The organism is Novosphingobium sp. PhB57 (assembly GCF_004342985.1).
In the GTDB taxonomy this organism is placed as follows: domain Bacteria; phylum Pseudomonadota; class Alphaproteobacteria; order Sphingomonadales; family Sphingomonadaceae; genus Novosphingobium.
The window spans coordinates 87,234-108,564 of record NZ_SMBO01000006.1 but is presented as its reverse complement, the minus strand read 5'-3'; the positions used below and the strand labels follow the sequence as shown (position 1 = coordinate 108,564).

General features: G+C 66.6%; 28 protein-coding genes. 7 read left to right on the top strand and 21 right to left on the bottom strand.

Annotated features, from left to right (window positions below; all coding sequences use genetic code 11):
- Window positions 1–2 precede the first annotated feature (2 nt).
- Window positions 3–1,430 carry a protein adenylyltransferase SelO family protein gene (locus tag EDF58_RS18045; RefSeq protein ID WP_132268097.1) on the top strand — a complete coding sequence of 476 codons (1,428 nt, stop codon included), beginning with the start codon at window positions 3–5 and terminating at the stop codon, window positions 1,428–1,430.
- 97 nt (window positions 1,431–1,527) lie between these two features.
- On the top strand, window positions 1,528–3,018 hold the full coding sequence (locus EDF58_RS18040; RefSeq protein WP_132268095.1) for a succinylglutamate-semialdehyde dehydrogenase: 1,491 nt from the start codon (window positions 1,528–1,530) through the stop codon (window positions 3,016–3,018).
- A 42-nt stretch (window positions 3,019–3,060) separates the two neighbouring features.
- Here EDF58_RS18040 and EDF58_RS18035 read toward each other — a convergent pair whose 3' ends face one another.
- Both EDF58_RS18035 and EDF58_RS18030 read right to left on the bottom strand, forming a co-directional pair.
- A complete protein-coding gene (locus tag EDF58_RS18035) occupies window positions 3,061–3,792 on the bottom strand; it encodes a hypothetical protein (protein WP_243654355.1) in 732 nt (243 codons plus the stop codon).
- Window positions 3,793–4,152: 360 nt separating this feature from the next.
- A complete protein-coding gene (locus EDF58_RS18030) occupies window positions 4,153–4,563 on the bottom strand; it encodes a glycine zipper 2TM domain-containing protein (protein ID WP_132268093.1) in 411 nt (136 codons plus the stop codon).
- A 207-nt stretch (window positions 4,564–4,770) separates the two neighbouring features.
- On the opposite strand from EDF58_RS18030, the gene rarD reads away from it, so the two are divergent.
- The gene (gene rarD / locus EDF58_RS18025) at window positions 4,771–5,667 is read left to right on the top strand and encodes an EamA family transporter RarD (protein ID WP_132268092.1); all 897 of its coding nucleotides are present in this window, start codon (window positions 4,771–4,773) and stop codon (window positions 5,665–5,667) included.
- A 16-nt stretch (window positions 5,668–5,683) separates the two neighbouring features.
- Here rarD and EDF58_RS18020 read toward each other — a convergent pair whose 3' ends face one another.
- On the bottom strand, window positions 5,684–6,397 hold the full coding sequence (locus EDF58_RS18020; RefSeq protein ID WP_243654354.1) for an HPP family protein: 714 nt from the start codon (window positions 6,395–6,397) through the stop codon (window positions 5,684–5,686).
- A gap of 202 nt (window positions 6,398–6,599) precedes the next feature.
- Between EDF58_RS18020 and EDF58_RS18015 the strand changes: the two genes are divergently transcribed.
- Window positions 6,600–6,941 carry a hypothetical protein gene (locus EDF58_RS18015; RefSeq protein ID WP_132268090.1) on the top strand — a complete coding sequence of 114 codons (342 nt, stop codon included), beginning with the start codon at window positions 6,600–6,602 and terminating at the stop codon, window positions 6,939–6,941.
- 104 nt (window positions 6,942–7,045) lie between these two features.
- On the opposite strand, the gene EDF58_RS18010 is transcribed toward EDF58_RS18015, so the two are convergent.
- Together EDF58_RS18010 and EDF58_RS18005 are read right to left on the bottom strand one after the other, a co-directional pair.
- The gene (locus EDF58_RS18010) at window positions 7,046–7,624 is read right to left on the bottom strand and encodes a nitroreductase family protein (protein ID WP_132268088.1); all 579 of its coding nucleotides are present in this window, start codon (window positions 7,622–7,624) and stop codon (window positions 7,046–7,048) included.
- Window positions 7,625–7,661: 37 nt separating this feature from the next.
- Window positions 7,662–8,360 carry a pirin family protein gene (locus EDF58_RS18005; RefSeq protein ID WP_132268086.1) on the bottom strand — a complete coding sequence of 233 codons (699 nt, stop codon included), beginning with the start codon at window positions 8,358–8,360 and terminating at the stop codon, window positions 7,662–7,664.
- A gap of 132 nt (window positions 8,361–8,492) precedes the next feature.
- Between EDF58_RS18005 and EDF58_RS18000 the strand changes: the two genes are divergently transcribed.
- Together EDF58_RS18000 and EDF58_RS17995 are read left to right on the top strand one after the other, a co-directional pair.
- Window positions 8,493–9,398 carry a LysR family transcriptional regulator gene (locus EDF58_RS18000; protein WP_132268084.1) on the top strand — a complete coding sequence of 302 codons (906 nt, stop codon included), beginning with the start codon at window positions 8,493–8,495 and terminating at the stop codon, window positions 9,396–9,398.
- 90 nt (window positions 9,399–9,488) lie between these two features.
- Window positions 9,489–10,235 carry a folate-binding protein YgfZ gene (locus tag EDF58_RS17995; RefSeq protein WP_132268083.1) on the top strand — a complete coding sequence of 249 codons (747 nt, stop codon included), beginning with the start codon at window positions 9,489–9,491 and terminating at the stop codon, window positions 10,233–10,235.
- A gap of 36 nt (window positions 10,236–10,271) precedes the next feature.
- Here EDF58_RS17995 and EDF58_RS17990 read toward each other — a convergent pair whose 3' ends face one another.
- The 4 genes from EDF58_RS17990 to rplU all read right to left on the bottom strand — a co-directional run bounded on the left by EDF58_RS17990 (window position 10,272) and on the right by rplU (window position 12,473).
- Entirely contained in the window at window positions 10,272–10,829 is a 558-nt protein-coding gene (locus tag EDF58_RS17990) for a GNAT family N-acetyltransferase (protein ID WP_132268081.1), read from the bottom strand.
- Window positions 10,830–11,032: 203 nt separating this feature from the next.
- On the bottom strand, window positions 11,033–11,620 hold the full coding sequence (locus EDF58_RS17985) for a GNAT family N-acetyltransferase (protein WP_132268079.1): 588 nt from the start codon (window positions 11,618–11,620) through the stop codon (window positions 11,033–11,035).
- Window positions 11,621–11,882: 262 nt separating this feature from the next.
- Complete coding sequence (gene rpmA / locus EDF58_RS17980; RefSeq protein WP_021233962.1) at window positions 11,883–12,152, bottom strand: 50S ribosomal protein L27; 270 nt, start codon at window positions 12,150–12,152, stop codon at window positions 11,883–11,885.
- 24 nt (window positions 12,153–12,176) lie between these two features.
- Entirely contained in the window at window positions 12,177–12,473 is a 297-nt protein-coding gene (gene rplU / locus EDF58_RS17975; RefSeq protein ID WP_132268078.1) for a 50S ribosomal protein L21, read from the bottom strand.
- 279 nt (window positions 12,474–12,752) lie between these two features.
- On the opposite strand from rplU, the gene EDF58_RS17970 reads away from it, so the two are divergent.
- Entirely contained in the window at window positions 12,753–13,367 is a 615-nt protein-coding gene (locus tag EDF58_RS17970) for a hypothetical protein (protein ID WP_243654353.1), read from the top strand.
- A gap of 126 nt (window positions 13,368–13,493) precedes the next feature.
- Here the strand turns inward: EDF58_RS17970 and EDF58_RS17965 are convergent, their stop codons facing one another.
- The 12 genes from EDF58_RS17965 to EDF58_RS26655 form a co-directional block, all read right to left on the bottom strand.
- Window positions 13,494–13,928 (bottom strand): hypothetical protein, encoded by a 435-nt coding sequence (locus EDF58_RS17965; RefSeq protein WP_132268076.1) that lies wholly within the window; start codon window positions 13,926–13,928, stop codon window positions 13,494–13,496.
- A gap of 117 nt (window positions 13,929–14,045) precedes the next feature.
- Window positions 14,046–14,492: a molybdenum cofactor biosynthesis protein MoaE gene (locus EDF58_RS17960; RefSeq protein WP_132268074.1), complete on the bottom strand. Its 447-nt coding sequence runs from the start codon at window positions 14,490–14,492 to the stop codon at window positions 14,046–14,048.
- Between the two features lies 1 nt (window position 14,493).
- Window positions 14,494–14,730 (bottom strand): MoaD/ThiS family protein, encoded by a 237-nt coding sequence (locus tag EDF58_RS17955; protein WP_132268072.1) that lies wholly within the window; start codon window positions 14,728–14,730, stop codon window positions 14,494–14,496.
- Between the two features lies 1 nt (window position 14,731).
- Window positions 14,732–15,736: a GTP 3',8-cyclase MoaA gene (gene moaA, locus EDF58_RS17950; RefSeq protein ID WP_132268071.1), complete on the bottom strand. Its 1,005-nt coding sequence runs from the start codon at window positions 15,734–15,736 to the stop codon at window positions 14,732–14,734.
- Window positions 15,737–15,772: 36 nt separating this feature from the next.
- A complete protein-coding gene (locus EDF58_RS17945; RefSeq protein WP_132268069.1) occupies window positions 15,773–16,093 on the bottom strand; it encodes a Rossmann fold domain-containing protein in 321 nt (106 codons plus the stop codon).
- A 3-nt stretch (window positions 16,094–16,096) separates the two neighbouring features.
- Window positions 16,097–16,468: a dihydroneopterin aldolase gene (locus tag EDF58_RS17940; protein WP_132268716.1), complete on the bottom strand. Its 372-nt coding sequence runs from the start codon at window positions 16,466–16,468 to the stop codon at window positions 16,097–16,099.
- Window positions 16,469–16,494: 26 nt separating this feature from the next.
- On the bottom strand, window positions 16,495–17,397 hold the full coding sequence (locus tag EDF58_RS17935) for a class I SAM-dependent methyltransferase (protein ID WP_132268067.1): 903 nt from the start codon (window positions 17,395–17,397) through the stop codon (window positions 16,495–16,497).
- Window positions 17,397–18,797 carry a threonine synthase gene (gene thrC, locus EDF58_RS17930; protein WP_132268066.1) on the bottom strand — a complete coding sequence of 467 codons (1,401 nt, stop codon included), beginning with the start codon at window positions 18,795–18,797 and terminating at the stop codon, window positions 17,397–17,399. The genes EDF58_RS17935 and thrC overlap by 1 nt, the downstream gene beginning before the upstream one ends.
- A 208-nt stretch (window positions 18,798–19,005) precedes the next feature.
- Window positions 19,006–19,572 (bottom strand): SURF1 family protein, encoded by a 567-nt coding sequence (locus EDF58_RS17925; RefSeq protein WP_132268064.1) that lies wholly within the window; start codon window positions 19,570–19,572, stop codon window positions 19,006–19,008.
- A 100-nt stretch (window positions 19,573–19,672) separates the two neighbouring features.
- Entirely contained in the window at window positions 19,673–20,494 is an 822-nt protein-coding gene (locus EDF58_RS17920) for a cytochrome c oxidase subunit 3 (RefSeq protein WP_132268062.1), read from the bottom strand.
- Window positions 20,495–20,583: 89 nt separating this feature from the next.
- The gene (locus tag EDF58_RS17915; RefSeq protein ID WP_132268061.1) at window positions 20,584–21,189 is read right to left on the bottom strand and encodes a cytochrome c oxidase assembly protein; all 606 of its coding nucleotides are present in this window, start codon (window positions 21,187–21,189) and stop codon (window positions 20,584–20,586) included.
- Entirely contained in the window at window positions 21,189–21,320 is a 132-nt protein-coding gene (locus tag EDF58_RS26655) for a hypothetical protein (protein ID WP_279388332.1), read from the bottom strand. The genes EDF58_RS17915 and EDF58_RS26655 overlap by 1 nt, the downstream gene beginning before the upstream one ends.
- Window positions 21,321–21,331 lie beyond the last annotated feature (11 nt).

Here is a 21,331-nt window from a genome sequence, read left to right as displayed (position 1 = left end):
TGATGCGAAGCGAACCGCAAGCAAGTGCCTATCGTCCTGCCCCGCGTATCGAGGCCATTGCCGACTGGATCGCCAGTCCGGTGACGGCTGCCGATTTTCCGAAACATATCCTGCGCTTCCGCAACGACCGCTGGGCCCGCACCGTGGGGCTGGACGGGCTCGACGATGCCGGCTGGATCGCCCATTTCGGACGCTTCGAGCCGCTGCCGGACAACCTGCCCCAGCCGCTGGCGCTGCGCTATCACGGGCACCAGTTCCGCGTTTACAACCCCAACATCGGCGACGGACGCGGCTTCCTCCAGGCGCAGATGCTGGATGGCCAGGACCGCGTGCTCGACCTTGGCACGAAAGGGTCCGGCCAGACGCCCTATAGCCGCGACGGCGACGGCAGGCTGACACTGAAGGGCGCGGTTCGCGAGATCCTCGCCACGGAAATGCTGGAGGCGCTGGGCGTCAACACCAGCAAGACCTTCTCCGTGATCGAAACCGGCGAGGCGCTCTGGCGCGGCGACGAGCCTTCGCCCACGCGCTCGGCAGCCATGGTCCGCCTCAGCCACGGCCATATCCGCATCGGCACCTTCCAGCGCCTGCTCGCGCTGGAAGAAAGCGCGCACATGGAACAGCTCGTGGCCTATTGCCTCGCAACGTATCCCGGCAATCTCCCGCCCGAGGATGCGCCCGGCCGGGACGAACCTGCGGTGATCCTGCTCCATCAGGTGGTGGAACGCATGGCCGATCTCGCCGCGAGCTGGATGGTGGCCGGCTTCGTCCACGGCGTTCTCAATACCGATAACATGAACATCTCGGGCGAGAGCTTCGACTATGGTCCCTGGCGCTGGCTGCCGCAGTGGGACCCGCGCTTCACTGCCGCCTATTTCGACCATTCGGGCCTCTACGCCTTCGGCCGGCAGCCCGAGGCGGTGCTGTGGAACTGCGGCCAGCTTGCCGTTGCCTTGCGCCAGTTGACCGAAACCACGCCGCTGGTGGCCGCGCTGGACCGCTTCGCCCCGCTCTACCAGCAGGCGATGAGCCGGCGCTTCGCCTGGCGCCTTGGCGTGACCCCGCAGGGCCTGGAGCGCGACAATGCGCTGATCCAGGCTGCGGAACAGGCCATGCTGGCAAGCGGGGAAGCGCCGGAGCAGTTCTTCTTCCATCATCGCGGCGGAAGAAATGCAGGCGCCGATCGCTTCGGCGAAGTCCTGGGCACTTACGCCCCGGCGGCGGAAACGTCCGATCCCTTCTGGCAGCAACCCGTCCCGCCCGGCCTGCTCATCGACGAGGTCGAGCGCATCTGGGATGGGATCGACCGGCATGACGACTGGTCGGCGCTCCATGCCCGGGTCGCGGAAATCCGCGAACTCGGTCGGCAACTCGGCGCGGCGCCGGCGCCCGCCGGGCAGGCTGCTAGCCAAGGCTCCGGGGCATCCTGATACAAAGGATTAAAGGCCGCGTTAGCTTCCCGGTAGGGATCGCTGTGCAACAGCATGTCCTACAGCGAGTTATCCAGCCAACGGACCATCAATCTTCATGGGCGCGACAGCGAGCGCATACAGCACCCCGCCAGCAACGGTCGCCAGCGATCGGGGATCTGCCGGACAGGAACGGGCAAGGAACGTGACGGACATCATCTCCTACGAACCCGCCACGGGTGCGGAGATCTGGCGCGGCAAGCCTTGCGATGTCGACGATGTGGTGAGCCGTGCCCGGCGCGCCTGGCCGACCTGGGCCGCCCAGCCGCTGGCCACGCGCATCGAACTGCTGCGCCGCTTCGCCAACGAAGTGCGCAAGGAAGCCGACCGCCTGGCCACGACCATCGCCCGCGAAGTCGGCAAGCCCTTGTGGGAAGCGCGCGCCGAAGTCGAAACCGTGGTCGCCAAGGTCGAAGTCTCGATCCGCGCCTATGCCGAGCGCACCAGCCAGCGGAAGTTCGATTCGGCACTGCAGGGCACGATGGCGGTGCGCCACAAGCCGCACGGCGTCCTGGTCGTGCTCGGACCCTTCAACTTCCCCGCGCACTTGCCGAACGCCCACATTGTCCCCGCCCTGCTCGCAGGCAATGCGGTGATCTTCAAGCCGAGCGAGAAGGCCCCCGCCACGGGCGAGATGCTGGCGCGCTGCTTCCACCGCGCGGGCATTTCCGCCGCCGTCATGCAGCTTGCCGTGGGCGGGCCGCTGGAGGGCCAGGATTTCGTGGCGCACGAGGGGATCGACGGCGTTCTCTTCACCGGATCGGCCAATACCGGCATCTCGATCAACCGCCGCCTCGCCGCCCGGCCCGACCGGCTGGTGGCGCTGGAGATGGGCGGAAACAACCCCATCGTCCTCTGGGACACGCCCAAGCTGACCGACGCCGCAGCGCTGATCGTCCAGTCCGCCTTCTCCTCCGCCGGACAGCGCTGCACTGCGGCGCGCCGGCTGATCGTGAAGAGCGCGCTCTATGACGAGGCCATCGCGGAAGTGAAGGCACTGGCAGACCGGGTGATCGTGGGCGCGCCGTTCGACGAACCGGCACCTTTCATGGGCCCGGTGATCGACAATCCGGCGGCCGACGGCCTGACCGAGAGCTTCCTCTACCTGCTGAGCAACGGCGGACGGGCGATCAAGCACCTGGTGCGGACCGACGACGCCCTGCCGTTCCTCAGCCCGGCGATCATCGACACCACAGCCATGAAGGAACGGCCCGATGTCGAACTGTTCGGCCCGATCCTGCAGGTGATTCGCGTCGACGATTTCGATGAGGCGATTGCCGAGGCCAACAATACCCGGTTCGGCCTGGCCGCCTCGCTGGTGGGCGGCAGTCCCCAGGACTACAACCGCTTCTGGGCCAATATCCGCGCCGGCATCGTCAACTGGAACCGCACCACCACCGGGCCAAGCCATGCCGCGCCGATGGGCGGCATCGGCCTATCCGGCAACCACCACCCCACCGGCTACTACGCGGCGGACTACTGCGCCTATCCCGTGGCGTCCGGGGAGATGGAGCAGCCCCGCGCGGCGATCGGGGTGGGACTGCGGTAACGGCCCGGGGCGTCAGCCCTGTCGCTCCGAACCCGGGGGCCGTCACTTCCCGCTGGTGACCAGATCGACCTCGGTCACGCCGCCTTCCAGTTTGCGCACGAAAGCCACGTAGGCTTGCCCTGCCTTGCGGCCGCCGATCACATGATCGCCGCCGTCGATGCGGTATTCGGCGGTATAGCCGCCGCGCTGCGCCATCGAATAGTAGAAGCTGACGACATCCTCGGGCGAGACCGCCGTGCCGTAATTGACGACGCGAAGCGCGCAGCCGTCAGCGTCAGTGCCCGCGGCTTCCTTCACGGCGCCGCGCGGATAGACGGGGATGGCGGCGGGCAGCTTGGCGGCCCAAGCGGCGGAATACTGGACTTTGGCGGAGCAATCGGTCTTGGCCGCGCGCGCGCTGTCGCTGACTTGCGCGGCAGTCGCGGCGTTCTGGGCGAGCGCCGAGGCGCTGGCTTTCTGGGGAACCGGCGCGGGCAGGAGCTTGCCGCCCGCAGCATCCGCGGCAGATTTCCGGGCAGCCGAGATAGCCGCCGGCGTGCGATCGGCCGCCTTCAGCGTGACCGGGCCGTCCTTGCCCGCGGTTCCGCCGCTCTCTCCGGACATTTCGGGATCGACCACGATCTGATCGCCCAGGGCACCGGACGCAGCGGCCTCGCTCCCGGCCGCATCGGGCTTCTTCGTCTTGGCGTTACAGCCCGCCAGCGCCAGCGATCCGGCCAGAGCCAGGAGCATGAAGTGCGGGGCGGCGGAGTGCTGCGCCGGAACCTTCGTCATAATGGCCATCCTCGTCGCGTCCTTGTCCCCGGAAGATCGCATGCGTCTTCCCGACATCCAGTTCATCGGCCAAGACTTCCCGGTAAATGGCGGAAATTCAAGGCCTCTCCGCTGGAATTCCCGCGCACGTCCCAATTCGGGAAGGCCCGCAGGCAAAGGTTTGCGGTCAGGGAATGGAGCATCGACATACAGCGCCGGTGCGCGCGAAGCCCCGAAACAGGTCGAGGGCGCCCGCAGCCGAAGCCACGAGCGCCCTCTCCCACCCGCCCCCATCAGATGGAGTTCGGGAGGTCTCCCCCGTAAGTCGCCGTCCTCACGGGGAAGCCAGTTCCTGTCAGGCGCAAGCCGCGCCCGGTTCTATCAGCGGCAGCGCGAACCGCCGCGGTCGACTTCGCGGCCGAGCAGGGCGCCGGCGGCGGCGCCGAGGACGGTGCCGGTGGCGCGGTCGCCGCGGGTGTCGATGGCACGACCGGCCAGGGCGCCCGCCGCACCGCCGACCAGCAGGCCGGTGGTGCCGCTCGAGCGGCGGCAGTCGTAGCGACGGTCGTTGCCGCGGTAATGGCGGTCGCCGCGATAGTAGCGGTCGCGGTTGCCGTAGCCGCGGCGATAGTCTTCGCGCGAATAGCGCTCACGGCCGTGGCCGTATTCCTGTTCGCCGGGGGCCTGGAATTCGTGGGTCGGCGCGTAGCTGACGGCAGCCGAAGCGGGAAGAGCGGTCGCCAGGCTGGCCGTTGCGGCAGCGAGGGCGGTTGCCTTGAAAAATGCGTTCATCTCAAAATCTCCTCGTCATTGCCGGGGAGGGGGCCTTTCGAGGCTCGATCCGCGGTACGCATTCAGCTTTAAGGCATCGAACCTGAACGATCCGCAACGCGGCTGTCAGAATTGGCGATATCGACGAGGCGAGGAACGTCTTGCGACGAACTGCTTGCGGACGGACCTTTCGGCACTTATCGCACCGGACGATCCACGGGGTTTTCGATGCAGCACCAAACCACTCGCCGTAGCGGCGGCCTTGCGCAGGCTTTCGGCGCCTATCTGATCTGGTGCCTGTTCCCGCTCTATTTCGCGATGCTCCACGCGGTTTCCCCGTTCGAGGTCGTGGCCTGGCGGCTGCTGTTCACCCTGCCCTTCTGCCTCATCATGGTCGCCGTGCTGCGCCAGGGTGCGCAGCTTCGGGCCGCGCTCGGCAATCCGCGCCTGCTCGGCACGCTGGCCGTCAGCGGCCTGCTGATCGGCACCAACTGGCTGATCTACGTCCTGGCGGTGATGGAAGGCCACGTCATCGCGGCGAGCCTGGGCTACTACATCAATCCGCTGGTCAACGTGCTGGCAGGCACCATCTTCCTGCGCGAGCGGCTATCGCGCCTGCAATGGACCGCGGTCGGCCTCGCTGCCATCGGCGTGGCCATGCTGGCGGGCGGCGCGCTGGACACGCTGTGGATCAGCATGGGCATCGCCCTCAGCTTTGCCGGCTACGGCCTGGTGCGAAAACTGGCCCCCGTCGAATCACTGCCGGGGCTGACGGTGGAGACGCTGGTGCTGCTGATTCCCGCGCTGGGCCTGCTGGGCTGGCAGGCTTCCGGCCCGGCGGGGCTGGCCATGGGACAGTCGCTGAACATCAGCCTCCTGCTCGCCTGCGCCGGGATCGTCACCGGGATTCCGCTGCTGCTTTTCGCCGGCGCGGCTCGCAAGCTGGACTTCTCGGTGCTGGGCTTCATCCAGTTCGTGACGCCGACGGGCATATTCCTGCTCGGCCTCTTCGTGTTCGGAGAGCCGCTGCGGCCGGTCCAGATTTTCTGCTTCCTGTTCATCTGGACGGCCATCGCGGTGTTCTGCTGGGACCTGCTGTCCCGCAAGCGCAAGGCCGCCGCCTGAGCGCAGGCCTGCCAGGTCAGGCCTGCTTCCCCTTGCGCAGCAGCGCCTGGACGAAGGCGTCGAGATCGTCGACTTCGACATCGAGCACTTCGTCCCATTCCGCCAGCAAGGCTTCGATATCCGCGCGCGTATAAGGCTCGGGTGTCTTGTGCTGCACTTTGGGCGCGCGGTGCGGCCAGGGGTGGCCGGTCAGGTTGTTGTAGAGCCAGCCGAACTGGAACAGGAATATCAGGTTCAGCGCCAGCGGCACGAGATGGCCGATGCCCCAGGACTGGTCGCCCGTGGCCCCCAGCGCATAGAGCAGCGCGCAGGCGCCGCCTGGCGGATGCAGGCTGCGCGTCAGCGACATGGCCACGATCGCCAGTCCCACGCCCACAGACGCCGCGAGCCAGGGCGTCCCCAGCAAGTGCCCCGCGGTCAGCCCGACGATGGCCGAGACCATGTTTCCGCCGACCACTGACCAGGGCTGCGCCAGCGGACTGGCAGGCACGCAGAATACCAGGACCGCCGAAGCGCCGAGCGGCGCCAGAAGGAACGGCAGCGCCGCAAGCCCCGCCTGTTCCAGTCCCTTCATTTCGAGCAGGAGCGTCACGCCGCCGGCAATGGCAATGCCCAGCATGCCGCCAAGGGCCCCGCGCACCCAGCCGAGATGGCCGATCGCGCCTGCAACCAGGCCGCCGATCCGGCTATTGCCCCATCCGTCCCGCCACCGTGCTGTCGTTCGAGCCACCACCCGGCCCTTCTCCTGAACTTGGTTTCCGTCGCGGCGCCCTATGAACCATGTCCACCATCGTGGCGAGGCGACTCGTGCTTGGGGCCCGGATAGACGAATTGTAACGGGTCTGGTCATCGCCGGGTGCCCGGAAACCGCAGGCCTGCCGCAAATCGGCCATCTTCGAATGTTTGCCTGCGTGTTCCCTCCGGAGCTTCCCATGCCAGCGATCGACGCCGCACCTTCCGCTCCCACCGTTACCGAGCAGACCGTAGATGCTTTCGACCTTCGGCAGATGCGCGCGCCGCCCTCCGCGGGTTTCAGCGTCATCCGCCCCCGCTGCCCCGAGGGCAAGCCCGGCGAGATCGTCGTCTGCGCGCCCGATCCCGAACAGGAACGGCTGCCGCCGCTCTCGACGGACTACAGCATTCCCGATGGACCGCCCCGCGCCCGACTGGACATCGGCGACGGCACCTCGATCGACGTTCACCTCGATTCCGCCTCGATGCCGGACGGCAGCAAGAGCCAGCGGGTCATGGTCGGCGTGAAGCGGAAGTTCTGAACGAAAAAGCCCGATCCGCCCAAGGGAGTGGCGGATCGGGCCTCGAGGCCGGCAGAGGAAGCGCCGGCTAAAGGGAGAGGAAAGCGCCGGAACGCCCGGTTGGATCAGGCGAAAGTGCCGGCCTTGGCGATTTCCGCCACCGGCTTGCGGCCCGAGGCGACTTCGCGCTCCTGCAGAAACTCGGGAAGCTGGCTCTTGTCGCCCATCTTGCCGATGGCGAAAGCGGCTTCGAGGCGGTGGTCGGCGGGAATGCCAAGCGCCTTTTCGGCCTCACCGAACTTCAGGCCGGTCATGCCATGCGTGTGATAGCCCAGGGCCTGCGCCTGAAGGGCAGCCAGCGCCCAGGCCGCACCGGCATCGAAGCTGTGGCTGTGGTTGTCCGAATTGCCCTTGTCCGAACGCATCTGGCTGTCGGACACGACGTAGACGATCGCCGAAGCGTCCTTGGCCCAGCCCTGGTTGAACTCGATCAGCTGCGAGAGCAGCAGGTCCCAGTTGGCGTCGCCCTTGCGGGCATAGAGAAAGGTCCAGGGCTGCACGTTATAGGCCGAAGGCGCCCAGCCGGCGGCTTCGAAGATCACGTCGAGGTCTTCCTGCGGGATCTCGCTGCCATCGAACGCGCGGGGCGACCAGCGATTGACGATCAGCTTTTCAACCTTGGGATGGGCAATACGTCCGGTCATGTCGATTTCCTTGGTGTTGAGAGTGTCGGGAGAGAGTTCAGGCCGCGTCGACAAGGACGAGTTCGGCGTCCTCGATCGCGGTCACGGTGATGGAGTCGAGACCGGTGATCGCCACGCCGTCGCGCGGCTGCGCTTCGACGTCGTCCACCAGGATCCGGCCTCTTGCAGAAACGAGATAGAGATGGCGGCCCGGTTCGGTCGGGTAAGTCACGCTGTCGCCCGCCTTGACGGTGGCGCCCAGAACCCGGGCATCGGCGCGGATCGGCAGGGCATCCCCGTCTCCGGCGATGCCGCTGGCGAGCGTGACGAAGTGGCCGGCACGATCGCCGCGGGGGAAAGGACGCGCGCCCCAGCCCGGAGACTCGCCGCGTTCGTCGGGCAGGATCCAGATCTGGAACAGGGTGGTGGCCTCATCCTCGAGATTGAACTCGGAGTGGACGATGCCGGTGCCCGCGCTCATCACCTGGACGTCGCCGGCGCCCGTGCGGCCTTCGTTGCCCAGGCTGTCCTTGTGCGTGATCGCGCCGGTGCGGACATACGTGATGATCTCCATGTCGCGGTGTGGATGCGGCGGAAATCCGGCGCGCGGACCGATGGTGTCGTCGTTCCAGACCCGCAGACGGCCCCAATTGGTGCGCGCAGGATCGTGATAGTCGGCGAAGGAGAAGTGGTGATGGGCATCGAGCCAGCCGTGGTCGGCGGCGCCGAGGCTTGCGAAGGGACGGACTTCGATCATGTGGCCCTCCTGAAGGGGGTTAGTCTGCCGCGGATATGCGGTCTGCCTGCTCATCAGGTAGCCCTTGCAGGGTCATCGGATAATTGGGATAAAATCGATCGAGATGTTCAACTAAGCTGAAGGCTTCGCATCGTGGTCGACATTGCCCCGCCCAGTCTGGATCACTTGCGCACATTCCTGCTCGTCGTCGAGGAGGGCAGCTTCGGCGGTGCGGCCCGCAAGCTGGGCCGGGCGATCTCGGTGGTGAGCTATGCCATCGCCCAGCTTGAGGCCCAGCTCGATGTCCGCCTGTTCGAGCGAGAGGGGTCGCGGAAGCCCCGGCTCACCGAATCGGGCCGGGCGCTGCTGAGCGAGGCCCATGCCATTGCCGACGACGTCGATGCCCTGCTCGCCAAAGTCCGCAGCCTGCGACAGGGGCTGGAGGCCGAACTCTCGCTGGCGGTGGACGTGATGGTGCCCGGCAATGTCCTCGCCAAGCTGCTGCGCGACTTTCAGGTGATGTTCCCCAGCGTGCCACTGCGCCTTCATGTCGAGGCTCTGGGCGCCGTCGCCGCGCTGGTGATGGATCGGCGCGCCACCCTGGCCATCGCCGGGCCCGATATTCTCGACCTGCCGGAAATCCAGCGCGAGACGGTGGGCGCCGTGGAAATGGTGCCGGTCGCCGCGCCCGGTCACCCCCTGGCGAACCCGGGCCCGATTCCGCCCGGCGCGGCGCGCAAGCACCTCCAGCTGGTGCTGACCGACCGCTCCCCGCTGACGGAGGGCCGCGATTTCTCGGTATTCAGCCCGCGTTCGTGGCGGCTGGCCGATCTCGGCGCCAAGCATGCGCTGCTCAAGGAGGGAATCGGCTGGGGCTCCATGCCGCGCCACCGCATCGCCGCGGACCTGGCGAGCGGCGAGCTGGTCGAGCTTCACCTGCCCGAGCGGCCGACGATGGACTATGCTCTTGTCGCGCTCTGGCGCAAGGACAGCCCGCCGGGCCCCGCCGCCGTCTGGGTTCTCGATGAAATCCGCGAACGCCTTGCCGGCTGTCCCTGACCACACCTCCCGGCCACGCCGTCACCCAAGCTTTTCCGGCCTGTCATTCGGACACTTGCGCAGTCCGCCGCCCTGCCCCACTTATCGGCCATGACCGCCAGCCGCCTGTTCGACCGCGCCGTTATCCGGCTCTCCCCCCGCCCCGATTCGAACGAAGACGTTGCCGAGTTCCTGCAAGGGCTCGTCACCGCTGACGTGAAGGGCGTGCTGCCCACCTGGGCCGCGCTGCTCTCCCCGCAAGGCAAGGCGCTGTTCGACTTCCTGGTCTGGCCGGGCGGGCACGGCCTGCTGATCGATTGCGAGGCGGAAGCGGCCGAGGCTCTGGTCAAGCGCTTGTCGATGTACCGCCTGCGCCGGGCCATCGACATCGCCCGCGACGATACCCTTGCCGTCCACTGGCGCCCGCATACGGGCGACGGCGCCGCCCCGGACCCCCGCCACCATGGCCTGGGCGAACGCTGGATCGCTCCGGTCGACCCCACCGATCCCTCGGAATTCGAAGGCGCCGATGCGGCATGGCGCGCGCACCGGCTCGCCATGGGCGTACCCGAAGGCCGCGCCGAACTCGGCGACGGTGAGACGCTCTGGCTGGAATGCAACGCAGTCGAACTGCACGGCGTCAGCTTCACCAAGGGCTGCTACGTGGGCCAGGAGAACACCGCACGCATGAACTGGCGGCAGAAGGTCAATCGCCGGCTGATCGTGGTTCCGCTGGCCCGCTCGGACGAGAAGCGCCGCCGCGCCGCCTATCCCGAACTGGGGCTGGCGGTGGACCACTTGCGCGTGGAGGACATCGATCCGCTGATCGCGCCGAAGTGGCTCGAACTGCAGGTCTGAATTTCGGGGCTTGAGGCTGCGGCCTGACCGGATCGATCAGGCCGAAAGCACGTTCGTCGGCATCGGCGCCCGCAGGAACGGCCGCTCCCCAAGGTTGGCAACATAGATCCGCGCGCGGATCGGCATGGCCCTGCCTTGGGCGAAACGCTCCCGCTCCTGCCCGGAATCCGCGAAACCGGCCTCCTGCAGCACATCCAGCGTGGCCGGATTGTCTGCAAAATGGCTGGCGACCACGCGCCGATGCCCCAGCGTTCGCGCCTGGGCGAGCACGGCGCGCACGGCTTCCCGCGCGAAGCCCCGCCCGCGATGGGCCGGTGCAATCCAGTAGCCCAGTTCCACTTCGTTCTCGATCCGGCCGAGACCGATGCCGCCCACCAGCTTGGGGCCGCCGGGCGCGCGCAGATACATGACGAGGTGAGGCAGGCGCGGATCTCGCGGCTTGGCCAGATAGTCGCGCATGGCGCGCGTCGAGCGCGGCAATTCGCCTACGCCGGGGTTGCGCTGGGCCGTCTCCTCCGAAATGGCGTTCACCAGTTCGTCGAAGTCTTCCGGCCAGCCGGGCCTCAGGAACAATCTCTCCGTGCGGATGAACATGTGACGGTTCTCCGTTTTTCTATTTTGTCCGCAGGACACACTATGCACAAAGCCAGTTGCAATGCACGGCTTTTGCTGCGGCCGGACGCGAGAAGTCGACCGGCGATCGCGCGCCGGTGAGCCGCGATCCGGCAGTCCTTTCTTTTCAGGGATTTGGAAGAATCGTCGTCCCCGGCCGGGCAGGGCCGGGGACGCGACAAAGGTCAGGCGGCGCGCTTGGGCGCCATGGCCTGGGCGCTGCCGAGGCCGGAATTGTCGCAATCGTCGCCGCAATCGCTGGGCGAATCGAACTCGACGGCATATTCGCGCGAGAGGCAGCTTGCAGCGCGCCCTTCGCTGTAGCGTTCGAGCACGCGCCCGGTGGGCCGGAATCCGACCTTTTCAAGCACGCGGCCCGAGGCCGGGTTGTCGACGAAGTGGCTGCCGACGATACGCTTGTGGCCGATGGCATGGGCCAGCGAGAGCACGGCGCGCGCGGCTTCGCTCGCAAATCCCTGCCCCCAATGGTCGCGGGCGATCCAATAGCCCAGGTTCGCTTCGCCATCGAGCAGGGACAAGCCGATGCAGCCGATGATGCGCGTGCCGTGCGAGCCGGGCTGGGTGATCAGGAAACGCGGCAGCAGCATGTCCGGCGCGGCATCCAGAAAACGCCGGGCGTCTTCGCCGGTATAGGGCCAGGGCGCGCGCGTCAGATTGCGCACGACGCTTTCGTCGTCGATCAAGGCCAGGAATTCGTCCTGGTCCTCGGGCCAGCCGGGCCGCAGAAACAGCCGTTCGCTGCGAACGAACATAGAGTATCTCCACTCATCCGCCCCGCGCCTTTCCTAAGGTTTGCGCGTGACATTGCGATTACGCACAACGTCCGGAGAGCCTGAAATATCCGTGCAAATTCGTAAGAAAATGTACGACTTAGTCGCTCTGTAAGACAGTTGCGCCGTGCGAGAGGGAGACACGAAAAGAGGGAGACGGGCAGGCCCCTCTCCCTCGTTCAGCCGATCTCAAGAAGATCGGCGGGGCCATCCCGTCAGGATGGCCCTTTGATCGACCATCCGATTATTCGGCGGCTTCTGCCATAGCGTCTACCGAGACGTACTTACGGCCGAGTTTACCGTCGTGGAAACGCACGCGACCTTCGGCGAGTGCGAACAGGGTGTGATCCTTGCCCATGCCGACGTTCACGCCCGGGTACACGCGGGTGCCGCGCTGACGGATGATGATGTTGCCGCCGATCACTTCCTGACCGCCGAACTTCTTAACGCCAAGGCGGCGGCCCGCAGAGTCGCGACCGTTGCGCGACGAACCGCCTGCTTTCTTATGTGCCATTGCTCAGTCCTTCCGATCTTTGGCTCAGGCGACGGACACGATGCGCAGCAGGGTCATCTGCTGGCGGTGGCCGTTCTTGCGACGATAGTTGTGGCGGCGGCGCTTCTTGAACACCACGACCTTTTCGCTCTTGGCCTGAGCGATGATCTCGGCCGAAACCGTGATCTTCGAGGCGTCAGCGACTTCGCCGTCGTTGCCGGCGAGCAGAACGTCGCCCAGCGTGATGGTCTCACCGGCTTCACCAGCCAGCTTTTCAACCGCGATCTTGTCTCCGGCGGCAACCCGATACTGCTTGCCGCCCGTGCGCACAACTGCGAACATGGTGCCCTTACCTAATATCAATGAGCCCTAAACAGGCCGAAACAACTCTGCCCCGGCCGCTCTGGTCCAGGAAGGAACCGTGGAGCCTTGCGGGCGACGCACCGGCGTCCCCATTTGCATGGGGTACCGGAAAGAAGGGTGCCGTTAGTCCACCACCCGATTCGTGTCAACCAAGGAGTCGCCCGGCACAGGCCGCGAAACGCGATTCAACCCGGACATCCGCTTGGTTGGCCATGGATTGGCCCTCGCGATCGGCCATGACCATGCTATGGCAGCACCATGACCCGCGTACCAGCCCGTTTCCAGCCGCTGATCCCGCCCTGCCCCGCGAATCGGAAGGCTTCCCCCATAGCCGCGCGAACGCTGGCGCCCATGCAGCCCCTGGGGGCGCTGGCCCTCGGCATGCTGGCCCTTGGCCTGAGCGCCTGCTCGACGGCGGGGAGCTATCCCTCCCTGTCCTATCGCGCGGTGGAACGCTCCGCCATGCCCGCCGCGGCCGAGCCCACGCCGCCGCCCGTGCAGTTGCCCCCGCCCACGGCCGACCTCACCACCCGAATCGACGGACTGGTTGCCGCCGCGCGCGACGCGGACAAGCAGTTCGCGGCCAAGCGCCCCGCCGCCGATCGCGCCGTGGCGGCCGCGGCCCGGTCCTCTCGCACGAGCGATGCGTGGATTTCGGCGCAAGTGGCCGTGGCGGCCCTTCAGTCCAGCCGCGACAGTGCCGTTGCCGCCCTGGCGGATCTCGATTCGCTTTATGCCGATGCCCGGCAGGCCGAGCCGGTGGACGAATCGCCCAGCGCCCTCGCCATCGATACCGCGCGCAGCCAGGTCCAGGGCCTCGTGAACACGCAGAACGACGTCATCACCGGCCTCGACGCCCGCCTCAAGACCTGAACCTCGCCCCGCTTCCCAAGGCGTCGAGACACGAAAAACCCCTCCCCCTTGCGAGGGAGGGGTCGTCCGAACGGACCGCTCCCGACCGGAAGCCCCCCGGCTCAGGTCGGGAAACGGGAGGCAGGATCACCTCAGGGCGACTATGACCGCGACGGCCAGTCCCCAGCCCAGGATCAGCACGGGAAGCAGGAGGACCTGAACGGTCGCCTCGCCCGCAGTCAGCCTTCCGCTCGAAGTTTCGATGCCGCGCGCGCGGAACTGCGCCCAATCGGGCGGCGCGGTATCGTTTGCGGGCTTCATGCGCGGCCAGTAGCCGGCCAGGGCGAAGGCGAAGACGACGAAGCCCGCAAAGATCACCATCGGGATCGCCAGTTCCGGATTGAGGAACGAGGCGGCCATGACGCCGATGAAGCCGAGATAGAGCGCGACGGTCGCGAGGTAGAGGCCCGTCGGCAGGCCGAAACCGCGATCGACGGTCGCAGGCGACGGGTTGGCGCCTGCGGGTAAGCTGACCGCGATGGCCAGTTCGCGAAGTTGTTGCTTGTCGAGACGTTGCGTCATGGCGTGATCTCCTTGTGGAGCACCATGGGCCGTTTACGCGCCGGAGGAATTGATGCCGGTCAAACCGCGGAAAAGTTACGAAACGGGATCCGCCTCAGGCTATCGGACGCCCCGCGATCAGGCCCAGCGCGCAAGGTCTTCGATGTCCTGCGGGCGCGGTTCGATCCAGCGCCATTCGCCCGCGACTTTTTCGCGCTTCCAGAACCACGATTCGCTCTTGAGATGGTCCATCGCGAAATCGGCCGCAGCGAAAGCATCGCGGCGGTGGCGCGCGGCAGCGGCGACCAGGACGATCGGTTCACCCGGCTGCATGGTACCGCTGCGATGGATGACCAGCAGGCCGTCCAGCGACCAGCGCTCACGCACTCGCGCGGCAAGCGCTTCCATCGCGGGCAGGGTCAGCGGCGCATAGTGCCGCAGTTCGAGCGCTTCCACGCCGCCGCCCTCCCGAACCTGCCCCAGGAAGCTGACGATACCGCCCGCCTGCGGCACCCCCGCGGCGAACTGGCGCAGCGCTTCGGCGGGATCGAAGGGATCGGTGGACAGGCGAACGGTGCTGCTCACCTCAGCCGCCGGAAACCGGGGGAAGAAAAGCCACTTCGTCCCCCTCGCGCAGTTCCACGTCGCCCTGCACGAGCGTGCCGTTCACGGCGTAGCGGATGCGCGGTTCCTTGACGGCGGCGGAGAGGTCCGGCTCCAAGGCTGCGATCACCGCCGCCAACGAAGGCGCGAAGGGTACCGCGCGGCCTGAACTGCCGGCCAGATCTTCCAGCCGGCCGAGAAACACGAGTTCAAGCGCCATGTCAGCCGCCGGTCATCGACATGTGCCGTGCCAGCGCCGGCGCCGCGCCGCGCCGGTCGATGGCGAAGTGGTGACGCTCCGGCTTGATCCGCATCGCCGTGTCGAGAGCGGCGTCCAGTCCTGCCTGCGGATCGGCGCTGCGCAGCGCCGCGCGCAAGTCCACCTGCTCGTTACCACCGAGGCAGGCATATAGCTGCCCGGTCGCCGTGACGCGCAGGCGGTTGCAGCCCTCGCAGAAATTCTGGGTAAGCGGCGTGATGAGGCCCAAGCGGCCGCCGGTTTCCGCCACGTCGAAGTAGCGGGCGGGGCCGCCGGTGCGGTGGAGACTGGGATGCAGCGTCCAGCGCCTCTCGAGATCGGCGCGAACTTCAGACAAAGGCAGGTAGTGGTCGAAGCGGTCTTCCTCCACTTCGCCCAGCGGCATGACCTCGATCAGCGTGGATTCGAATCCCTGGCCGTGAGCCCAAGCGACGATCCGGGGAATTTCCCGCTCGTTCACGTCCTTGAGCGCGACCGTGTTGATCTTCACCCGCAAGCCAGCCGCCTTGGCGGCTTTCAGGCCTTCCAGCACTTGCGGCAGCGAATCGCGCCGGGTCAGCTTCTCGAACGCCGCGCGGTCCAGCGTGTCGAGCGAGACGTTGATTCGCCGCACACCCGCCGCGAACAGGTCGTCCGCGAATTCGGGCAGGCGCGTGCCGTTGGTGGTGAGCGTCAGCTCTTCAAGGCCGTGGCCCAGCTTGCGGCCGAGCGCGCGGACCAGTTCGATCATGTCCCGCCGCACCAGCGGCTCACCGCCGGTTAGCCGCAGCTTGGTCACGCCGCGCGCAATGAACCCCAGCGACAGCTCGTGCAGTTCGTCCAGCGTGAGCACGTCCTTCCTGGGCAGGAAGGTCATGCGTTCCGGCATGCAATAGGCGCAGCGCAAGTCGCACCGATCCGTCACCGAAAGCCGCAGATAGGTGATTCGGCGCTGGAACTGGTCAATGAGAGGCGCAGCAGTGCTCATGGAAGCCCATATAGTAGGCCCCGTGCGCCATTCCCATCAAGCGAAAGAATGGGAGCCGTCGAGGGGGAGGTATTGCCCGGTCACGCCCGGAGCCTCGGCCAGCCAGGCAGCGGCGGCGGCAATGGCCGCCTCGCCGTCTCCGGTCAGGGCGTTTACGCGCCGCGGCGCGTGGCTGCGGGCCAGCGCCTGGATCACGGACAGCCGCCAGCCGCGATGCTCGTGCCCGGCCGGGGCGAAGACCAGCGTGAGGTCAGCCTCCGCCACCAGCGCGGCGCGGACCTGCGGCAGGATATCGGCATGGAACTGCGCGGCGGCATCGAGCGGGTCTTCCGCCAGAGGTCCGACGCGCAGGATCACGGCTCAGCGGCGATGCCGGGTGAGCGTCATGCCGATCTTCTCGCCCGCTTCGGCGATGGCGAGCTTGACGATCTTCACCGTCACGGCCTCGACCCGCTCGTCCTGGAGGAACAGCGTTTCGCAGACGTGATCGGCCACGGCTTCGATCAGCTTGAAGTGGACGCCCTGCGGCAGCGCTTCGCTGGCCGCGAACTTGAGGTCCATGTAGTTCTTGCTGGCCGTGAGCGGGGTATCGGGCGCGTAGCGATCGATGGGCTTCAGCTGCACGGAGATCGTGAAGCGCAGCGGCTGCGGCTTGCCGGTCTCTTCCGAATAGATGCCGGTAAGGACATCGTGTTCGAAATCGGCGACTTCCAGAATGAGCGAATCGGGTATGGCGGTGAGGTGCATGGCGGGGGCCTTTAGCCGTTATTGCGCCAGCGCGCGAAGATTGCCGTCGGCAGCAGGCGGCCCCCGTCCTTTTCAGAGACGCCGTCCTCGCGAACGGAAAGGTCGCCGTGCTCGATGGTGCCCGGCAGGTCGCGGAACAGTTCTTCCATCAGCCCGGCCAGCGCCAGCGAGGACATGCGCACGGCATAGACGGTGAGGAACAGGAACTTGCTGTCCGCGTCGAGCAATTGGCGGCAATCGGCGAGCAGGCCGGGGAGGTTCTCTTCCAGGCGCCACGTCTCGCCGGTCGGGCCGCGGCCGAACTTCGGCGGATCGAGAATGATGCCGTCGTACCGCTTGCCCCGGCGCACTTCGCGCGCGGCAAATTTGGCGGCATCGTCGATCATCCAGCGAACCGGACGATCCTGAAGCCCGGCCAGCGCCGCATTCTCGCGCGCCTGGCCGACCGACTTCTTCGACGCATCGACATGGGTGACGGGGCCGTGCGGCGAAAGCGCCAGGGTGCCGACGCCCGTGTAGCCGAACAGGTTCAGCGTATTGGCATCGTCGCGACCGGCCAGCATCTCGCGCATCCAGTCCCACACCGGCGCCATGTCCGGGAAGAAGCCGAGATGGCGGAACGGCGTGCACTGCGCGGTGAAGCTGACTTCGTTCCAGGCAAGCGGCCATCCGTCGCGCGGCACGGCCTTGTCGAACTGCCAGCGGCCGCCGCCGTCCTCGTCCGAACCGGGCACGAATTCGCCGTGCGCATCCCAGTTTTCAAGGCGCGGAGTCCACATCGCCTGCGGTTCGGGGCGCACGAAGCGGTAGTCGCCATAGCGCTCCAGCTTGCGGCCGTGGCCCGAATCGACAAGGCCGTAATCGTCCCAGCCCTCTCCGGCGAGGATGACGGGTTGGGTTTCGAGGCGTGCCATCAGACCTTCGGGCTCGCGTGCTCGGCCACGAAATCGGCGATCGAATCGTAGTCGCCGGTGAGTTCGACGCACTTTTCCTCGCGCTCGAACAAGTCGCCGACGCGCGCGGGCAGGCCCGAGCGCTGGCCGGTGGCACGCTCGACGGCGTCCGGGAACTTGGCGGGATGCGCGGTCGCCAGCGTGACGACCGGGACGCTGGCGTCAATGCCAGCATTGCGGGCGGCGAACAGGCCGCAGGCGGTGTGCGGATCGATGAGTTCGCCGCAGTTTTCCCAGGCCCAGCGGATGGTGGAGGCCATCTCGTCGGCATCGGTCCGCGCGGACGTGAACAGTGCGGCGGCGCCTTCGCGCTGCGCATTGGTGAGCTGCATGGCCTTGGTCGATTCGAACCCGGCCATCTGCGCGGCCAGTGCTTGGCCGTCGCGGCCGCCGAGGTCGAACAGCAGGCGTTCGAAGTTCGACGAGACCTGGATGTCCATCGACGGGGCGGCGGTGGGCGTGACGGTGCCTTGCGAATAGTCGCCGTCTGCCAGCGCGCGGTGGAGAATGTCGTTCACATTGGTGGCGACGATCAGCTTCTCGACCGGAAGACCCATCTGCGCGGCGACATAGCCGGCGAACACGTCGCCGAAGTTGCCGGTCGGCACCGAGAACGCGACCTTGCGGTGCGGCGCGCCCAGCTGGAGACCGGCCGCGAAGTAGTAGACCACCTGGGCCATCAGGCGCGCCCAGTTGATCGAGTTCACCGCGCCGATGGCGAAGCGATCGGTCATCGCCTTGTCGTTGAACATGCGCTTCACGGTCGCCTGCGCGTCGTCGAACGAGCCGTCGATGGCGATATTGTGGACGTTGGGCGCCAGCACCGTCGTCATCTGGCGGCGCTGCACGTCGGACACGCGGCCCTTGGGGTGCAGCATGAAGATGTCGACCTTGGCGCGGCCGGCCACCGCGTCGATCGCGGCCGATCCGGTATCGCCCGAAGTGGCGCCGACGATCGTCAGGTTACGCTCCGAACGGCCGAGGAATTCCTCGAACAGCAAGCCGAGCAATTGCAAGGCCACGTCCTTGAAAGCCAGCGTCGGGCCGTGGAACAGTTCCAGCACCCACTGCTGCTCGTCGAGCTGCTTCAGCGGCGTCACCGCCTTGTGCGCGAAGCGGCCATAGGCCTGGGTGGTCAGTTCCAGCAGACGGTCGTAGGTCAGGCTGCCCTCAACGAAGGGGAACATGATTTTCGCCGCCAGCTCGGCATAAGGCAGGCCCGCCATCGCGGCGATCTCTTCGCCGGAGAAGCGCGGCCACTCACGCGGCACATAAAGGCCGCCGTCCGATGCGAGGCCGGCGAGCGTGGCGCCTTCGAAATCGAGCGCCGGTGCGCTGCCGCGGGTGCTGATGTAATCCATGGTGGCGCGGTTAGCCGCAGGGGCGCGAAATGAAAAGCCTGTCGTTGGGCTGGCGCGCGAACAATTCCTAAAGGGGGCGTAGATCGGGACCGATCGAGGCGGGTAACTAAGGCGCGGCCAGAGTGCGGGCAGCTCACGGCCACTCTCGACGCCGCGCATCATCGTCTCGCGGCGCGCCGCGCCGGCCGCCTGCGAATGGCGTGCGAGCTTACTTCTGCCACCGCTTCATCAACGCCAGCGTGTAGATCACCAGCGCGGTCGCCGCGAAGAGGAACCACTGGATCGCATAAGCGAAGTGGTTGTTGGGAATCTCCGAGGGATCGGGAATGGCGTTCGCCTCCAGCCCTGCAAGCGGAGGAGTCGCCACGAGCCGAGGGCCCGGCGCCACGATGCCGTGAACCGGGCCGCCTTCCCACCCGCCCGCCGCCATCGGCAAGCGCGACCATCCAAGCACGACCAGGGCACGGGTTCCATCCGCGAGGGTGCAATCCGCCGTTTGCGCCGCGCCCGATTCGTCCTTGTCGTTGCGGCCGGCGATGCTCGAATGGCCGGTCACGGTCGCGCAGTCGAGCCGGGCGCGGCGGTACAGCAGGTCTTCCTGCCCGGCCCGATCGCGCGGCCATGCCACTTCCTGCGCTGCGCCTCTGGCGCTGGCGTAGTGCGCCAGCAAAGCCTCCTTCTCGTGAAGGCGGCGCAACTGCCAGAAGCCGAGCGAGACCATGACGGCCACCGCCACCAGCACCAGGAACGTGGGGATCAGGGGGATCGGGCGCATGGACGTTCCTTGGGTCATTCAACCGAAAGAGGGCAGACGCGGTGCGCGGCTGCCCTCCTGTTCGAACGATGGGACTGCCGTTGACCGGCAGGCCGGCCGGTCAGTGCGTGGGATAGCCCCAGCCGCCCCAGACGTAGATGGCGATGAAAAGGAACAGCCAGACCACGTCCACGAAGTGCCAGTACCAGGCCGCGGCTTCGAAGCCGAAGTGCTGGCGCGGCGTGAAATCGCCGTTGTAGGTGCGCTTCAGGCAAACGATCAGCATGATGGTGCCGACGATGACGTGGAAGCCGTGGAAGCCCGTGGCCATGTAGAAGGCCGAGCCATAGGTGTTCTTCCCGAAGGGGAAGGGCGCATGGATATATTCGTAAGCCTGGATGCTGGAGAACAGCAGGCCGAGCAGGATCGTGGCCCAGAGCCCCTTCTTCAGCCCTTCGCGGTCACCGTGGATCAGCGAATGGTGCGCCCAGGTGACGGTCGTGCCCGAGCAGAGCAGGATCAGCGTGTTGAGCAGCGGCAGGTCGAACGGGTCCATGACGGCTTCGATCGCCTTGGGCGGCCACTGGCCACCGACCACTTCGGCAAGCGTCGAAGGGAACAGCGAGAAGTCGAAGAAGGCCCAGAACCAGCCGACGAAGAACATCACTTCCGAAGCGATGAACAGGATCATGCCATAGCGCTGGTGAAGCTGCACGACCGGCGTGTGATCGCCGGCATGAGCTTCATTGACGATCTTGGAGAACCACATGAACATCGAGGCCAGCAGGATCGCGAGGCCCAGCCAGGGCACGAACTTGCCGCCCGCCATGTCGTGCATGAACAGGACCATGCCCGAAGTGAACGTGAGCGCACCGATGGTGGTCGCCAGCGGCGCAATGTCCGGCGGCAGAATATGGTAATCGTGATTCTTGGTACCGGCCATGGTGCCTTCGTCCCCGTTCTCGAAACTTCAGTGTTCGATTCTTCCGGTGGGGTAATGCTCCCCCCGTGATTTGTTTCCCGTACCGGGACTTAACCGCCCGTTTGGCTGTGGTCCAGTGTCTTTGCATCCGAGGTGCTGGTGACATGGAAGGTATAGCTCAGCGTGATCTGCTCCACGTCCTTGTTATCCGGGTCGTTCAGGAACGCCGGATCGACGTAGTAGATCACCGGCATCTTCACCGCTTCGCCCGGCTGGAGCGTCTGTTCGGTGAAGCAGAAACACTGGATCTTGTTGAAGTAGCGCGCTGCCTGCTCGGGCTCCACATTGAAGCTCGCCGTGCCGGTGATCACTTTGTCCGAATCGTTTTTGGCCCAGAAAAGCGCCATGTCGCGCTCGCCGATGGTCACCGTGTCAGTGCGCTGGAGCGGTTTGAACTGCCAGGGCATGCCGCGCTCGACATTGGCGTCGAAGCGAATCGACACGGTCTTGTCGGTCACCTGCACGGCTGCCGCCTGCGCCTCGTCCGCCCGGCGGGTGGTGCCGTTATAGCCGGTCACCTGGCAGAAGATCCGGTAGAGCGGGACCGAGGCATAGCCCAGCCCCAGCATGCCGAGAGCCATCGACAGGGCGATGAAAGCGACACGCCGGTTGCTGCGCGTCTTGCCGTCGGTGGAAGGAGCGGCTGCGCCTGCCATCAGCTCATCTTCGCGATCGAGATGAAGAACACCAGTACCACGAAGCCCGCCAGGCTGAGCGCCAGCACGCGGTTGCGGCTCCGGCGAATCTGCTGCGGCGTGCGGGGATCGGGCTGCTGGACGTCGTTCATGCTTCGATCTT